General features: G+C 68.0%; 16 protein-coding genes. 7 read left to right on the top strand and 9 right to left on the bottom strand.

Annotation, left to right across the window (positions count from 1 at the left end; genetic code table 11):
* The first annotated feature begins 88 nt into the window (after positions 1-88).
* Positions 89-1,039: a YcjF family protein gene (locus tag IB278_RS18795; RefSeq protein WP_145738890.1), complete on the top strand. Its 951-nt coding sequence runs from the start codon at positions 89-91 to the stop codon at positions 1,037-1,039.
* Between the two features lie 30 nt (positions 1,040-1,069).
* Here IB278_RS18795 and cueR read toward each other — a convergent pair whose 3' ends face one another.
* Positions 1,070-1,477, bottom strand: coding sequence for a Cu(I)-responsive transcriptional regulator (cueR, locus tag IB278_RS18790; RefSeq protein WP_145738888.1), 408 nt, complete (start codon positions 1,475-1,477; stop codon positions 1,070-1,072).
* Positions 1,474-1,668, bottom strand: coding sequence for a heavy-metal-associated domain-containing protein (locus tag IB278_RS18785; protein ID WP_018903395.1), 195 nt, complete (start codon positions 1,666-1,668; stop codon positions 1,474-1,476). Before IB278_RS18785 ends, cueR begins: the two co-directional genes overlap by 4 nt.
* Before the next feature lie 135 nt (positions 1,669-1,803).
* Here IB278_RS18785 and IB278_RS18780 point away from each other — a divergent pair, with 135 nt between their 5' ends.
* The gene (locus tag IB278_RS18780; RefSeq protein WP_192324794.1) at positions 1,804-4,044 is read left to right on the top strand and encodes a heavy metal translocating P-type ATPase; all 2,241 of its coding nucleotides are present in this window, start codon (positions 1,804-1,806) and stop codon (positions 4,042-4,044) included.
* Between the two features lie 16 nt (positions 4,045-4,060).
* Here IB278_RS18780 and IB278_RS18775 read toward each other — a convergent pair whose 3' ends face one another.
* The 4 genes from IB278_RS18775 to IB278_RS18760 all read right to left on the bottom strand — a co-directional run bounded on the left by IB278_RS18775 (position 4,061) and on the right by IB278_RS18760 (position 7,030).
* Positions 4,061-4,543 (bottom strand): GNAT family N-acetyltransferase, encoded by a 483-nt coding sequence (locus IB278_RS18775; protein ID WP_192324792.1) that lies wholly within the window; start codon positions 4,541-4,543, stop codon positions 4,061-4,063.
* A 66-nt stretch (positions 4,544-4,609) separates the two neighbouring features.
* On the bottom strand, positions 4,610-5,842 hold the full coding sequence (locus IB278_RS18770; RefSeq protein WP_192324790.1) for a beta-ketoacyl-[acyl-carrier-protein] synthase family protein: 1,233 nt from the start codon (positions 5,840-5,842) through the stop codon (positions 4,610-4,612).
* A complete protein-coding gene (locus IB278_RS18765; RefSeq protein ID WP_145738880.1) occupies positions 5,839-6,138 on the bottom strand; it encodes an acyl carrier protein in 300 nt (99 codons plus the stop codon). The genes IB278_RS18770 and IB278_RS18765 overlap by 4 nt, the downstream gene beginning before the upstream one ends.
* 13 nt (positions 6,139-6,151) lie before the next feature.
* Positions 6,152-7,030, bottom strand: a complete 879-nt coding sequence (locus IB278_RS18760; RefSeq protein ID WP_192324788.1) for an alpha/beta hydrolase — start codon at positions 7,028-7,030, stop codon at positions 6,152-6,154.
* Positions 7,031-7,172: 142 nt separating this feature from the next.
* On the opposite strand from IB278_RS18760, the gene IB278_RS18755 reads away from it, so the two are divergent.
* Positions 7,173-7,862: a response regulator transcription factor gene (locus IB278_RS18755; protein ID WP_145738875.1), complete on the top strand. Its 690-nt coding sequence runs from the start codon at positions 7,173-7,175 to the stop codon at positions 7,860-7,862.
* Positions 7,859-9,301 (top strand): sensor histidine kinase, encoded by a 1,443-nt coding sequence (locus IB278_RS18750; protein ID WP_192324786.1) that lies wholly within the window; start codon positions 7,859-7,861, stop codon positions 9,299-9,301. Before IB278_RS18755 ends, IB278_RS18750 begins: the two co-directional genes overlap by 4 nt.
* A gap of 13 nt (positions 9,302-9,314) precedes the next feature.
* Here IB278_RS18750 and IB278_RS18745 read toward each other — a convergent pair whose 3' ends face one another.
* The 3 genes from IB278_RS18745 to gstA form a co-directional block, all read right to left on the bottom strand.
* Positions 9,315-9,836: a RidA family protein gene (locus IB278_RS18745; protein WP_145738871.1), complete on the bottom strand. Its 522-nt coding sequence runs from the start codon at positions 9,834-9,836 to the stop codon at positions 9,315-9,317.
* A gap of 70 nt (positions 9,837-9,906) precedes the next feature.
* Complete coding sequence (locus tag IB278_RS18740) at positions 9,907-11,010, bottom strand: alkene reductase (RefSeq protein WP_145738869.1); 1,104 nt, start codon at positions 11,008-11,010, stop codon at positions 9,907-9,909.
* Positions 11,011-11,242: 232 nt separating this feature from the next.
* Positions 11,243-11,851 (bottom strand): glutathione transferase GstA, encoded by a 609-nt coding sequence (gstA, locus tag IB278_RS18735; RefSeq protein ID WP_145738867.1) that lies wholly within the window; start codon positions 11,849-11,851, stop codon positions 11,243-11,245.
* 189 nt (positions 11,852-12,040) lie between these two features.
* Here gstA and IB278_RS18730 point away from each other — a divergent pair, with 189 nt between their 5' ends.
* From IB278_RS18730 to rsmG, 3 genes are all read left to right on the top strand, one after another.
* Entirely contained in the window at positions 12,041-12,226 is a 186-nt protein-coding gene (locus tag IB278_RS18730; protein ID WP_145738865.1) for a DUF1328 family protein, read from the top strand.
* Positions 12,227-12,558: 332 nt separating this feature from the next.
* Entirely contained in the window at positions 12,559-14,517 is a 1,959-nt protein-coding gene (mnmG, locus tag IB278_RS18725; protein WP_145738863.1) for a tRNA uridine-5-carboxymethylaminomethyl(34) synthesis enzyme MnmG, read from the top strand.
* Positions 14,514-15,155, top strand: coding sequence for a 16S rRNA (guanine(527)-N(7))-methyltransferase RsmG (gene rsmG, locus IB278_RS18720; protein ID WP_145738861.1), 642 nt, complete (start codon positions 14,514-14,516; stop codon positions 15,153-15,155). Before mnmG ends, rsmG begins: the two co-directional genes overlap by 4 nt.
* Positions 15,156-15,251 lie beyond the last annotated feature (96 nt).

Genomic DNA, 15,251 nt, shown 5'->3' with positions numbered 1-15,251 from the left:
TGCCCAAGCTTTGTGGGGAGAACCGGCGGCGGAACCTTTGGGCCCCATGCCGAACGAACTTTGTCCCTCAACCAGTGGAAATTCGAACGTGACACCTTCCGAAACCCGGGCCATCGTGTCCCTCAGCCTCCTGGCCGCCTTCGTCGATGGCGAGAAGCACGAGCGCGAACGTGCCGAGATCAAGCGCATTGCCGAAGGTCTTTCGCAAGCCGACGGCGTGAACCTGCCCACGCTCTACCAGGACGTCCTGATGAAGCGCGTCTCGCTGGCTTCGGTCGCGGGCGAGCTGAAGAGCACGGAATCGAAGCAGCTGGCCTACGAGATGGCGGTGTGCGTGTGCGATGCGGACGGCGCGCAGTCCGATGCCGAGCGCATGTTCCTGGCGGACGTGCGCACCTCGCTCGGGCTGGCTGCCTCGGCGGCGCAGTTCTCGCAGCAGGCGGAAGAGATTGCGGCAGCGGTGCCGGCGGCGGCCACCGGCACGGGCACGGCCGTCGCGCCAGCTGCCGCTGAGCCATCGCCTGACAGCGCGGAGCTCGACAAGTCGATCCTCAATGCGTCCATCCTCAACGGCGCGCTCGAACTGCTGCCCGAGACGCTCTCGACCATGGCGATCATTCCGCTGCAGATGAAGCTGGTCTACCGCATCGGCAAGGCCTACGGCTACGAACTCGACAGCGGCCACGTGAAGGATTTCCTGGCCACGGTCGGCGTGGGCCTGACCTCGCAGTACCTGGAGCAGGCCGGGCGCAAGCTGCTCGGCGGCCTGCTCGGCAAAATGGGTGGCGGACTGCTGCGCGGCCTCGGCAACCAGGCGGTGAGCTCGGGCATGAGCTTCGCCTCGACCTATGCATTGGGGCATGTGGCCAAGCGCTACTACGCCGGCGGCCGCACGCTCTCGGCGCAGATGCTCAAGGACACCTTTTCGGGCGTGGTGCAGGAAGGCAAGAGCCTGCAGACCCAGTACCTGCCGGCCATCCAGGAAAAGGCCCGCACCCTCGATGCCGGAAAGGTGCTGTCGCTGGTCAGGGGAGCCTGATCCCCTTTTTCAGGAACACCGTGGGAGAGCCTATCTGGCCAGGTCGTCGAGGATCGGGCAGTCGGGGCGCGCATCCCCGTGGCAGCAGTGCACGAGGTGCGCGAGCGTGTGGCGCATCGACTGCATGTCGGCAATGCGCTGCTCCAGTTCGCCCAGGTGCTTTTGCGCGATGCGCTTCACGCTCGAACTCGCACGCCGGCGGTTGTGCCACAGGCCCACGAGCTCGGCGATTTCCTCCATCGAGAAACCGAGATCGCGCGAGCGCTTGATGAAGCGCAGCGTGTGGATGTCGGCATCGCCGTACTGGCGGTAGCCGCTTTCGGTGCGCGCCACCGGGGGCAGCAGGCCCAGGCCCTCGTAGTGCCGCACCATGCGCGCCGAGACACCCGAGAGCCGTGCGGCCTCGCCGATCGAGATGGTGGTGCCGAAGCTGCTCATTGGACCCTGTAGCCGGCGTTCTCTATTGCTGCCACGATGTCCTTTCGAGGCTGCGCGCTCAGCACGTCGACATGGCCGGTTTCAAGATCCACCGTGACCTGCGCCTCGGGGTCCACCGTCTGTACCGCGTTCTGCACCGCGCTCACGCAGTGGCCGCAACTCATGCCCGAGACCTGGAATTTCTGGCTCATCGTCTTTGCTCCTGTTGAATGAAATGAAGTGAACGAACCGCCAGTTTGAACCTTCTCATGATGTCAATGTCCAGCGCAGGGACACTGCGTACCCCGGCTTGACCTTGCCATGATGTGAGACTTTAGCCTCGGGGCATGGACAATCTGCTGCACAACTTGAGCGACCCGATGAGCACCCTGGATCTTTCCGTCGGCGGCATGACCTGCGCCTCTTGCGTGATGCGCGTCGAACGCGCGCTCAGGAACGTGCCGGGCGTGCAGGAGGTCAGCGTGAACCTCGCCACCGAATCGGCGCGCGTGACCGCCGCCGGCGGCGAGGACCTGGATGCCCGCCTGCGCCGCGCCGTGCGTGCCGCCGGCTACGAGCCGCGCGCGGCCGGCAGCGCGGCCGACGAGGCGGCTGCGCTGTCGCCCTGGCATGGCTTCGCGCCCGTGGCCATCGGACTGCTGCTGTCGATACCGCTGCTCGCCCCGATGCTCGGCCAACCCTTCGGGCAGGACTGGATGCTGCCGCCCTGGCTGCAGCTGCTGCTGGCGGCGCCGGTGCAGTTCTGGCTCGGGGCGCGCTTCTATCGCGCAGGCTGGCATGCCGCAAAGGCGGGCACCGGCAACATGGATCTGCTGGTGGCGCTCGGCACCAGTGCGGCATTCGGCCTGTCGCTCTGGCTCTGGTGGCGCGCGGCCACGGGCGTGCATGCGGGGCACGGCGGCGTGCCGCATCTGTATTTCGAAGCCTCGGCGGTGGTGATCACGCTGGTACTGCTCGGCAAGTGGCTGGAGGCGCGCGCCAAGCGGCAGGCCACTTCGGCGATCCGCGCGCTGCAGCAGCTGCGGCCCGAAACCGCGCATCTAGTCGGCCCGCGCGGCGAAAGCGACGTGCCGCTGGCCGAGGTGATGGTGGGCGACCGGCTCGCGGTGCGTCCGGGCGAACGCGTGCCCGCCGATGCGCGCGTGATCGAGGGGCAGTCCGAGGTCGATGAATCGATGCTCACGGGCGAGCCGCTGCCGGTGCCGAAGGGACCTGGCGACGCACTGACGGGCGGCGCGGTCAATGGCGACGGCCGCATGGTCGTCGAGGTGCGCGCGGTGGGTGCCGAGAGCGTGCTGGCGCGCATCATCCGCCTGGTCGAGGACGCGCAGGCGGCCAAGGCGCCGATCCAGCGGCTGGTGGACCAGGTCGCGGCCGTGTTCGTGCCGGTGGTGCTGGCGATTGCGCTGGCCACGCTGGCAGGCTGGCTGCTTGCGGGCGCCGGCATCGAGGCTGCCATGATCCATGCGGTGGCCGTGCTGGTCATTGCCTGTCCCTGTGCGCTGGGCCTGGCGACGCCGGTTGCCGTGATGGCCGGCACCGGTGTGGCGGCGCGCCGCGGCATCCTCATCAAGGACGCGCGGGCGCTGGAGCTTGCGCACCGCGTCGGCACCGTGGCCTTCGACAAGACCGGCACGCTGACGCTGGGCCGGCCGGTGCTCACGGCGCTGGTGCCGGTGGCGGGCGGCAGCGATGAAGCCGCATTGCTCGCAACCGCCGCCAGCCTGCAAGGCGGCAGCGAGCATCCGCTGGCGCGTGCCGTGATGGCTGCTGCCGCACAGCGCGGCGTGCAGGCACCGCCACTGAATGCGATGCAGGCGATGCCTGGCCGCGGCGTGCGCGGTCTGGTGAATGGCGAACCCTGGGCCATTGCCAGCCTGCGCTGGTGCGCGGAGCTCGGCGCCGTGATCGACGCCGCGCAGCTCGAGCATCTGCACGGGCAGGGTGCCACCGTATCCGCATTGCTGCGTTTCGACGCGGCGGGTGCTGCCCGGGTGCAGGCGCTGCTGGCCTTTGCCGACGAGCCCAAGCCCGAGGCCGCGCAAGCCATCCGCACGTTGCATGCACGCGGCCTGCGCGTGGTGATGATCTCGGGCGACAACCTGCGCGCCGCGCAGGCCATGGCGGCGCGGCTCGGCATTGCGGCCGAGGACGTGCGCGCCGAGGTGCTGCCCGCCGACAAGGCAGCGCAGGTCAGCGCCTTGAAGAAGAACGGCCAGGTGGTCGCGATGATCGGCGACGGTGCCAACGATGCGCCCGCGCTGGCCGCGGCCGACGTGGGCATTGCCATGGCGCCTGCGGGTGGCGGCACCGACGTGGCGATGGAAGCGGCGGGCATCACGCTGATGCGCGGCGACCTGTCGCTCGTGGCCGAAGCGCTCGAGCTCTCGGCGCGCACGGTGGCCAAGATCCGGCAGAACCTGTTCTGGGCCTTTGCCTACAACGTGGCCGGCATTCCGCTGGCCGCCTTCGGGCTGCTGAGCCCGGTGGTGGCGGGTGCGGCGATGGCGCTGTCGAGCGTCAGCGTGATGGCCAATGCGCTGCTGCTGCGGCGCTGGAAGCCTTGAGCCCTCCCCGTCGATCTCAGTCGATCAGCAGCGCCAGCAGGTGGTCGTCGATGTAGTCGGCCTGGCCGGCGCGCTTGTAGAACTTGCGCAGGGTGCCTTCGTACTCGAAGCCCAGCTTCTCGTAGAAGCGCAGCCCCGGCGCGTTGTCGCTCTCGGCGTAGAGCTCGATGCGCTTGACCCCCTCGGCCTTGAGCCTGGCGATGGCATCGCTCACCATGGCCTGCGCAACGCCCTTGCCGTGCAGCGACGGATCGACCGCGAGCGTGCCGAAACAGGCCACGTGCCGCGCACGGCCCGGGTAGCGCGTCGCGCGGTAGAAGCCTGCGACGCGGCCATCGGCTTCATAGACATAGAAGCTGCGGCTGTCGACCAGCTCCTTGTAGATGGCGCGGAATTCATCGAGCGGCATGGGGTCGTAGCCCAGGAACGGGACCACGCTCTCGTGCATGTAGATGGAGAAGACCGCTTCGAGGTCCTGGGGGGTGGCGAGCCTGCGCATGGATGACGGATTTTCTGCGGATGCGGCGACGAAAGCGTCAGCATACCCAGTCCGTCGTTGCGCTCCTCAGCGGTCCATGGCGCGGCCCGCGACCAGCACGGCGTTGGTGCCGCCGAACGCGAACGAATTGGAGAGCACGTAGCGCAGGTCGCGGGCTTCGCGCGCCTCGCCGAGCACGAAGTCGACGTCGAAGGCTGCGTCGGGCACCCGAAGGTTGGCCGTCGGCGGAAGCACCCCTTGCGCCAGCGTTCGCAGCGCCGCCACCAGTTCGATCGCGCCGCCGCCGCCCAGCACATGGCCGTGGATGGCCTTGGTGGCGCTCACGGGCGTGGCACGGCCGAATACTTCGCGGATGGACGCTGCCTCGGCCGCATCGCCCGCGGTGGTGGCGGTGCCGTGTGCATTGATGTGGCCGACCTGCGCGGCCTCGATGCCCGCATCGCGCAGTGCCGCGCGCATGGCGCGCACCTGGCCGGCGGGATCGGGATTGGTGATGTGCGTGGCGTCGCAGTTGGTGGCATAGCCCGCCAGAAAGAGCGAAGAGGCACGGACGGCGCTTCGCGCGCCGGCATCCGATTCAAGCACCAGCGCAGCCGCGCCTTCGCCGAGTGCGAAGCCTGCGCGGTCGCCGGAGAACGGGCGGCAGGCGCTGCCGGGTGCACCGGGCGGCGGCGGCGCCGTCACGCGCATCGCATGCCAGCTGGCCATCACGCCCGGCGTGAGCATGGCCTCGTGCCCGCCGACGATGGCCGTGTCGATCCAGCCGCCCCGGATGGCGCGCATCGCCTCGCCGATGGCCACGGCCGACGACGCACAGGCACAGGCATACGCAATCGCCGCGCCCTGTGCGCCGAACTGCAGTGCGAGTTCCGCCACCGCGGCGTTGGGCATCACGGTGAGCACTGTCGTGGGCCGCATGCGGCGTCGCTCGCCGTAGAGCGCGCGCGTGGTGTCGTCGAAGCTGCCGGCGCCGGCCAGGCCGCTGCCCCAGAAGATGCCAAGGCGTTCGGGGTCGACGCTGCCGGACCGGAGCCCGGCCTGCGCGGCGGCATCGCGCGCGGCCGCGACTGCCATGGCGGTGCCCCGATCGAGTGGCAGGCGCGAACTGCTGCGCACGGCGGCCGCATCGAAATCGCAGGCGGCCACGGCCAGTTCGGCCGGATCGAGGCCTTCGATCTCGAGCGTTCGCGCGCGGACTGCGGAACGTCCGTTGAACAGTGCGTCGTCGAACGACTCGGCGGTGCAGCCCAGCGGTGTGATGAAGCCGATGCCCGTGACGTGAACGCGCGCGCCGCTCACGCCTGCACGGCCATCGGCGAATCGAGCTTGCAGTCGATCTCGGCCTCGATCGCCTCGCACAGGCGGCCGAGCGTGATGCCGGCCTCGCGCGGATCGAGCCGGTCTTCGGGCAGGCGAAGATGGAAGGCGTCTTCCACCGCGAACACGAACTCCATCAGCGAAAGCGAATCGAGACCGAGCTCGGACAAGGCGGCTCCGGGCGCGATGTCGTCGCGTGCCACGTCGAACTGGTTCACCAGGATGGCTGCGATGCTGTTGAAGACGGGCGAAGAAGAGGAAAAAGAAGAAGAGGGCATGGCGTGCTTTCTTTCAGGCGGCAAAGGAGCGTGCGGGCAGGGCGCCGATGGCTTCGGGCGTGCCATGGGCCACGGCATCGGCGAAGGCGGAGGTTTCGCGCACCACCTGGTGGCGGTCGTTGTCGATCGTGATCATGTGGTAGCTGTTGGCGAGCACCACGCTGCGGAACGTCCCGCAGCGAAGCCCGCGCGCGAGGATGTCGAGATTGGCGAGGCTGGCCACCTCGTCCTCGCGTGCATGCAGCGCGAGGACGCTGCCGCATTGCACGCGGTGCAGGTTGCGCCTCACGTGACGGATCAGCCGGTCGTGCTCGCGCAGGTGGCCCACGCCGATCACCGCGCTGCCGGCGCTCGACACCTTGCGGTGGCGCAGCTCGCGCTCGATCCAGGCGCGCACGCGCTCGTTCTTCACGCCGTAGGGCGGGCGTTCGCGGTATTGCCAGAACCGCCCGAGCGGCGTGTAAAAGGCCAGCGGCAGCAGCACCTGGGTGCGCGGCACGGCCCAGCCGTCGAAGCGCAGCGTGGTCGACATCAGCACCAGCGCATCGACGCCGCTGCCGCAGCGGATGGCCGCGCCGAGCGCCAGAGAAGCACCGGCCGAGATGCCCACCAGCATCACGCGCTCGTGCTGCGTGCGCAGCGCCTTCACCCGTGCCTCGATGGCGTCGATCCAGCGTTCGTACGGCAGGGCCTGCTGCACCGGTGCGGCGGCATCGAAGGAGTAGCCATCGACACGCATCGGATGCACTGGGTAGCCGCTCGCGCGCAGGGACGATTGCACGGTCAGGAGCTCGTCAGGTGTGCTGCATAAACCATGCAGCAGCACGATGGCCGTGCGCCGCACCGCGGGGTGCACCACGCTCAGGAGATCGGAGGGATCGCGGGCGCTCATCGCGTTGTCGCTGCGGCCTGGAAAGAGACCCGTGCCGCAGGTTGCTGTCGTATGCTCATGGCGCGTTTATCGCCGGGGTGTGCTGACCGGCCGCTGACCCTCCTTCGCGCAAGAATAGGCACTTCAAACCACCATACACACCATGCGAATCCTGCTTGTCGAAGACGATGCCGTGCTGCGCGACGTGATGCTGCGCAGCCTTGCGGATGCCGGCCATCGGGTCGACGTGTCGACCAACATCGAGGACGCCGACCACCTCTGGCGCGTGCAGCCTTTCGATGCGGTGCTGCTCGACCTGAACCTGCCGGCTACGGCCAGTCCCACCAGCGGCCTGGCGAGCGGCCTCAACGTCCTGCGCCAGGCGCGTGCGCGCGGCGACCGCACGCCGGTGCTGGTGCTGACGGCGCGCGGCCGCACCGAGGAGCGCATCGCGGGCCTCGATGCCGGTGCCGACGACTACCTGGGCAAGCCCTTCGATCTGGCCGAGGTCGAGGCGCGGCTGCGCGCGCTGGTGCGGCGGGCCAAGGGCACCGAAGACATCGTGCTGCTGGGCCAGCTCAAGCTGGACCGCAAGGCACGCCGCTTTTCCACCGCAAGCGGGCCGCTCGACCTGCCGGCGCGCGAGTTCGAGGTGCTGTGGGAGCTGATGAGCCCGCCGGGCCGCACGGTGAGCAAGCGGGCCCTGTCCGACAAGCTCTCCAGCTTCGACGAATCGCTGGGCGACAACGCGCTGGAGGCCTTCATCTCCCGGCTGCGCAAGAAGCTGGCCGGCTCGGGCGCGGGCATCCGCACGCTGCGCGGCATCGGCTACCTGCTCGAAGCCGAAGTGTGAGCCGTACGCATCCGGCCGCGCCCGCGCCATCGAAGGCAGCGCCTTCGCTCACGCGGCGCGTGCTGCGCAACGTGCTGGTGCCGCTGGCGCTCACGTGGATGGTGGGCGCGGTGATCGCGCTGGTCATCGCAAATTATTTTTCCGAGCAGGCCTTCGACCGCGCCATGCTCGACGACGCCTATGCGCTGTCGGCCAACGTGCAGGCGGGCGAGCGCGGCATCGAGCTGCTGCTCACGCCGCGCGAAGTGGCCACGGTGCTGTTCGACCAGGTCGACAAGATCTACTTTGCGGTGCAGCGGCTCGACGGCACGCTGATCTCGGGCCAGGCGGGCCTGAAAGCACCGCTGCCGGCGGCTGGCGCGCACTATCGCTTTTCGGACGTGAATTACGAAGGCAAGGTCCTGCGCGCGGTGGTGCTCGAGCCTGTCACCGAGCCTGACCGGCTGATGCCCTACCGGGTGGTGATTGCGCAGACCACGCTGAGCCGCGCGGCGCTGGTGCAGCGGCTGCTCGGCTATGCGCTGGCGCCGCAGGTGCTGCTGCTGATACTGCTCGCGGTATGGCTCTGGCATGGCATTCGCAGCGACCTGCGCCCGCTCGGCGAACTCCAGCAGGCGCTGGACCGCCGCGATGTGCACGACCTCTCTCCGGTCGCGGTGGTGCGCACCTCGCGCGAGGTGCAGCGCCTGGGCAATGCGGTCAATGCGCTGTTCGACCGCCTGAACCACAGCGTGCGTGCGCAGCGCGAGTTCGCGGGCAACGTGGCGCATGAGCTGCGCACGCCGCTGGCGGGCATTCGCGCACTGGCCGAATACGGGCTTGCGCAGCACGACTCCACCGTGTGGCGCGAGCAGCTCGCGCGCGTGGCCGAGCGCCAGGCCCGCGCGAGCCATCTCATCGACCAGCTGCTGGCGCTCGCGCTCGCGGACGAGGCGCGCACCGGCCTTGCGCGCGAGCCGGTGCGTCTCGACATATTGGCTGAGCAGACGGTGCTGCGGCACCTCGCGCGCGCCGATGCGCACGGCGTCGACCTGGGTGCGCGCGGCCTCGACGAGCGCGTGACGGTGCTTGCGAACGAAGCATTGGTCGAGGGCATTCTCGACAACCTGATCGACAACGCGCTGCGCTACGGCGGACGCACCATCACCGTCGAGCTGGCGGGCCGCACCCTGAGCGTGATCGACGACGGCCCCGGCATTCCGCTGGAAGCGCAGCGCGACCTGATGCAGCGCTGGGCGCAGGGCCCGGCGGGCCAGAAGCTGGGGCAGGGCTCGGGCCTGGGCCTGTCGATCGTGGCGCGCTATTCGGAGCTGCTGGGCGCCGATCTGCGGCTCGATGCGGCCGAGCCCACGGGGCTGCGGGTGAGCATTACCTTCGCGGAGCTCCGCGCGGGCACTGTCGCCGATGCGGGTGGTACGGGCGCGGCGCGCGCTGCCTGAGGTGGCGCGGCGTTCAGGCCTTCGCCGGCTTGCGCGGGGAGATGCGAGTGCGCGACTCGAACTCCACTTCGCCTTCGATCTCTACGGGGATGTTGAACGGGAGCTCCGCCATGCCGACGGCACTGCGCGCGTGCGCACCGATCGACGGGCCGAAGAGCTCGAGCACGAGATCCGAGAAGCCGTTGATGACGGCGGGCTGTTTGTCGAAGCCCGGTGCCGAGGCCACCATGCCGAACACGCGCGTCCAGGCGGTGATGCGGTCGAGGTCGCCGAGTGCGCGCTGCAGGCTGCCGAGCATGGCCAGTGCGGTGAGCCGCGCCGCCGCATAGCCTTGCTCGACCGTCAGCTCGCGGCCCAGCTTGCCGAGCGGGGCGGCAATGGTGCCGTCGGCATTCAGCGGACCGTGCCCCGAGACGATGGCGCGGCGCCCGGCAATGCGCACGAAGGCGAAGGGCAGCACCACGCCGGGCGGCGGCGTGACCGGCGGCGGCAGCACGAGGCCGAGCGTTGCGAGTCGCTGTTCGATGCGGGCCATGCATTTTTCTCCTGCGGCGGTTGGATCCGCCGCCGCATCTTGCCAGGGCCCCGCCGCGGCCGCGAGGGACTCAGTCCAGCGTCGGATAGTCCGTGTAGCCCTTGACCCCGCCGCCGTACATGGTGGCCTTGTCCACGGTGTTGAGCGGCGCGTTCTCGCGCAGGCGGCGCACCAGGTCGGGGTTGGCGATGAAGGGCTTGCCGAAGGCGACAAGGTCGTCGCCTTCCTTGACGGCCTGGTCCGCGAGCGGCTTGTCGTAGCCGTTGTTGACCATCCATGCGCCCTTGCCGCCGGCCTGGCGGTAGGCGGCCTTGAGCGCCTCGTAGTCGAAGGGACGGTCCTCGATCTCGCGCGGACCGCCGGTGGCGCCTTCGATGATGTGGATGTAGGCTAGGCCGAGCGGGGCGAGCTGCTTCACCACGTAGGTGAAGAGCGGCTGCGGATCGGAATCGTGCACGTCGTTGGCCGGCGTCACGGGCGACAGGCGGATGCCGGTCCTGCCGCCGCCGACCGCGTCGACCACGGCGCGCGTGGCTTCGAGCAGCAGTCGGGCGCGGTTCTCGATGCTGCCGCCGTAGTCGTCGGTGCGCTTGTTGCTGCCGTCCTTGAGGAACTGGTCGAGCAGGTAGCCGTTGGCGCCGTGGAGTTCCACGCCGTCGAAGCCGGCGGTTTCCACCGCGTTGCGCGCGGCGGCCGCATAGGCGTGGACGATGCCGGGCAGTTCTTCGGCGTCGAGCGCGCGCGGCTCGGAGGTTTCGACGAAGGTCGGCACGCCCTCCTTGATGAGCACGGTCTTGGTCCTGGCGGTGATGGCCGAAGGCGCGACAGGCTTGCCGCCGCCGGGCTGCAGTTCGCTGTGCGACACGCGGCCCACATGCCAGAGCTGCACCACGATCTTGCCGCCCTTGGCATGCACCGCATCGGTCACGCGCTTCCAGGCGTCGAGCTGCTCGGTGCCGTAGAGGCCCGGCACGTCGGCATAGCCCTGGCCCTGGTGGCTGATGGCAGTGGCTTCGGTGATGAGCAAGCCGGCGCTGGCGCGCTGCGCATAGTAGGTGGCGGCAATGTCCTGGGGAATCGCGTTGGGCGAGCGGTTGCGCGTGAGCGGTGCCATCACGACGCGGTTGGCGAGCTGCAGGTCACCGGCTTGTACGGGATCGAAAAGGGAGGGCATGGCGGAACGTCAAAGAGTGGGACGGAGGACGCGAGGCTAAACCTGGGCGGCCAAACCTGCTGTCGCACGGTTGTCCGATTGCTGCTAGGCGTTCAGGCCGCTGCAAATGCGAGCAGTTCTGCCCCCACGCGCACGCCTCGCCCTTGCCGGCTTGTGGCTGAGAGCAGCCCGGGGTTTTCCTGCGGGTGGACGGGCCGCTTTGCGACTCTTGCGAGCTTCTGCCGACTTCTTCTTACTTCAGCAGGCCTTCGGCCTTCATCGCCTCTTGAACAGCGGGACGAGCAGCCACGCGCGCATGCCAGGCCTGGAGATTGGCGAAGCCCGAGATGTCGACGCCGGTGGACTTGGCCCAGTTGGTGACGGTGAACAGGTAGCCGTCGGCCACGCTGAACTGGTCGCCCATCAGATAGGACTTGTCGGCAAGCTGCCCGTCGAGCCATCCATAGCGCGATTTGAGCTTGTCCTTGAAGATCGCCTTGGCTTCTTCGGGCATGTTCGGGTTGAACAGCGGGCTGTAGCCCTTGTGCATCTCGGTGCCGATGAAGGTTAGCCACTCCTGCAGGCGGTAGCGCTGCAGCGTGCCGGCGGCCGGTGCGAGGTTCTTCGTCGGGGCCAGGTCGGCGATGTACTGCACGATGGCCGGGCCTTCGCGCAGGCGCGTGCCGTCGTCGAGTTCGAGCATGGGCACGTAGCCCAGCGGGTTGATGCCGTAGTAGTCAGTGCCGTCCTGCAGCTTGTGGGTCTTGGTGCTGGCCAGCACGGGCTCGAAGGCAAGGCCTGCCTCGTGCAGCGCGATATGGGGCGAGAGGGAGCAGGCACCGGGCGAGTAATACAGCTTCATGCGAAGAAATCTCCAATATTGGGAATATGGATAGCGGGAATCGATCCATGGACCAACGGGGATGCTAGCGGGTTTGCCCGCTGGGCGTTTGTCCTACGGCCGCTCGCGCGGGGCGACTATCGGGGCGGCTGCGGCCGGTTCCTAAGCTCCCCCGCACGGTGGGCGAGGCTCGCCGCAAGGAGTTTTCAGATGTTGAAGTACGCGATTATTTTTGCCTTGATCTCGCTGGTGGCCGGGGTGCTGGGCTTCGGCGGCATTGCGGCAGGCGCAGCCGGCATCGCAAAGTTGCTGTTCGGGTTGTTCCTGGTCCTGGCGGTGGTGTTCGTGGTCCTGGCGGCACTGGGGATCGGCGCAGTGAAAAAGGTGATCGACTGATGCAGCATCCGGCACCTGTCTGGCCGCGGGCCCGTCCGCTCGGACTGCTGCTGCAAAGCCCGGCCCATCGCGTGGTGCGTGTGCTGCTCGTGACCCAGAGCCACTGGCAGCTTCCAGAGCACCGCTCGCGCCGGCGGCGCGTCTGAACGCCGCATTGTTGCTATTAAAATAATAGCAAACTATCCAGGATACAAGAGGGATCGGCTGGGTCCGGGGTGATTCAGGCGCGATTAACCATATTGCCCGCATTTCGGACGCAAAGCGGCACCCCCGATTAAAATTGGTGCCCCCTTTGCGCAGCGCACGCGTCAGTAGTGCGCCCCCTCTTTCAAATGCTGTACCCCGAAGAATTCGATTGTGTAGTCGTCGGCGGTGGCCATGCCGGCACCGAAGCCGCGCTTGCCGCCGCACGCATGGGCGCCAAGACGTTGCTGCTCTCCCACAACATCGAGACGCTGGGGCAGATGAGCTGCAACCCATCGATCGGCGGCATCGGCAAGGGCCACCTCGTGAAAGAGGTGGATGCGCTGGGCGGCGCGATGGCCATTGCGACCGACGAGGCGGGCATCCAGTTCCGTATTCTCAATTCGAGCAAGGGGCCGGCGGTGCGCGCCACCCGCGCGCAGGCCGACCGCGTGCTGTACAAGGCCGCGATTCGCCGCCGCCTCGAGAACCAGCCGAACCTGAGCCTGTTCCAGCAAGCCGTCGATGACCTGATGGTGGAGGGCGACCGCGTGGTCGGCGCCGTCACGCAGGTGGGCATTGCCTTTCGTGCGCGCACCGTGGTGCTCACCGCCGGGACTTTTCTCGATGGCCGCATCCATGTGGGCCTGGACAACTACCAAGCCGGACGCGCGGGCGATCCGCCGGCGGTCAGCCTGTCGGCGCGGCTCAAGGAACTCAAGCTACCGCAGGGCCGCCTGAAGACCGGCACACCACCGCGCCTGGACGGCCGGAGCATCGACTTCTCGAAGTGCACCGAGCAGCCCGGCGACGGCATGCCGGGCGGGGCAGGGCCGATGCCCGTGTTCAGCTTCATGGGCCGGGTCGACATGCATCCGCAGCAGATGCCGTGCTGGATCACCCATACCAATGCGCGCACGCACGACATCATCCGTTCGGGCTTCGACCGCAGCCCGATGTTCACGGGCAAGATCGACGGCGTCGGTCCGCGCTACTGCCCGAGCGTGGAAGACAAGATCAACCGCTTTGCCGACAAGGAAAGCCACCAGATCTTTCTCGAGCCCGAAGGCCTGACGACCAACGAGTACTACCCCAACGGCATCTCGACCAGCCTGCCGTTCGACATCCAGTACCAGCTCGTGCGCTCGATGCCCGGGCTTGAAAACGCCCACATCCTGCGACCCGGTTACGCCATCGAGTACGACTATTTCGATCCGCGCGAGCTCAAGAGCAGTTTCGAGACGCGCTCGATCAAGGGCCTGTTCTTTGCCGGGCAGATCAACGGCACCACCGGCTACGAAGAGGCAGCGGCCCAGGGGCTGTTTGCCGGCATCAATGCCGCGCTCCAATGCCGCGAAGAAGAGGCGTGGCTGCCGCGCCGTGACGAGGCCTACCTGGGCGTGCTGGTGGACGATCTGATCACCAAGGGTGTGACCGAGCCGTATCGGATGTTTACCAGCCGTGCCGAATTCCGGCTGCAGCTGCGCGAGGACAACGCCGACATGCGCCTGACGGAAGCAGGGCGCAAGCTGGGCCTGGTGGACGACGCGCGCTGGGATGCTTTCAGCCGCAAGCGCGACACTGTTTCACGTGAAACAGAACGACTCAAGTCGATCTGGGTGAACCCGCGCAACCTGCCGGCGTCCGAATCCGAGCGCGTGCTCGGCAAGGCCATCGAGCATGAATACAACCTGGCCGACCTGCTGCGCCGGCCCGATGTGAACTACCAGACGCTGATGTCGCTGGACGGCGGAAAGTACAGCGCAGGGGCTGCACTCACTGAAACCGAGATCGAGCAGATCGAAATCTCGGCCAAGTACTCGGGTTATATCGAGCGCCAGCACGACGAAGTGGAGCGCGCCGCGCATTTCGAGAACCTGCGCCTGCCGGCCGACTTCGACTACAGCCAGGTCAAGGCGCTGAGCTTTGAGGTTCGGCAGAAACTCGACAAGCACCGGCCTGAAACCCTGGGCTTGGCATCGCGCATTTCGGGTGTCACGCCGGCCGCCATTTCCCTGCTGATGATCCATTTGCGCAAAGGCGGCCACAAGGCATTCAACCGCGATGCAGACTCGGAAGCGGCTGCTGAATCGCAGCCCGCCCAATGAGCGCGCCCATCGACACGCTGCGCCAGGGCGCGGCGGCCCTGGGCACGGCCTTGAGCGATGCGCAGGCGGAACAGCTGCTGGCCTACGGCACGCTGATGCTCAAGTGGAACAAGGTCTACAACCTCACGGCGCTGCGCGACCCGGCCAGCGTGCTGACGCACCATCTGCTCGACAGCCTGGCGGCCGTGGCGCCGTTGCAGCGTGAATGGGCAGGGAAGGGCAAGTTGCTCGACGTCGGTTCCGGGGGCGGCCTGCCGGGCGTGGTGATTGCCGTCATGCGGCCGGAGCTCGAGGTGAGCTGCCTCGATGCCGTGGCCAAGAAGGCGGCCTTCGTCCAACAGGTGGCAGCCGAACTCGGATTGCCCAATCTGCGCGGCCTGCACGCGCGCGTCGAATCGCTGACGGGCAGCTATGAAGTCATCAGCTCCAGGGCCTTTGCCTCGCTGCCTGATTTCTTCAACGGGTCCAGGCACCTGCTCGCGCCGGGCGGCGTCTGGCTGGCCATGAAGGGCAAGGTACCCACCGATGAACTCGCTGCCTTGCCCCAAGGTATCGCAGTGTTTCACGTGGAACAATTGACCGTTCCTGGCCTGGACGCCGAGCGCTGCATCGTCTGGGCGCGCCAGGAAGCGGCCTGAATCGCCAAAAAAGAGGCCGCCGCACCGGTGAAAGCCGGTGCCGAACGATCCTCGCCGGGCCGGCCTCGCTTAGACTCGACGCCTCCCCCTGGCTCT

Origin of the sequence: Variovorax sp. VRV01, from assembly GCF_014852545.1 — a bacterium.
GTDB lineage: Bacteria > Pseudomonadota > Gammaproteobacteria > Burkholderiales > Burkholderiaceae_C > Variovorax > Variovorax beijingensis_A.
The sequence above is the reverse complement of the archived record's forward strand: the minus strand, read 5'-3'. Positions and strand labels throughout refer to the sequence as shown.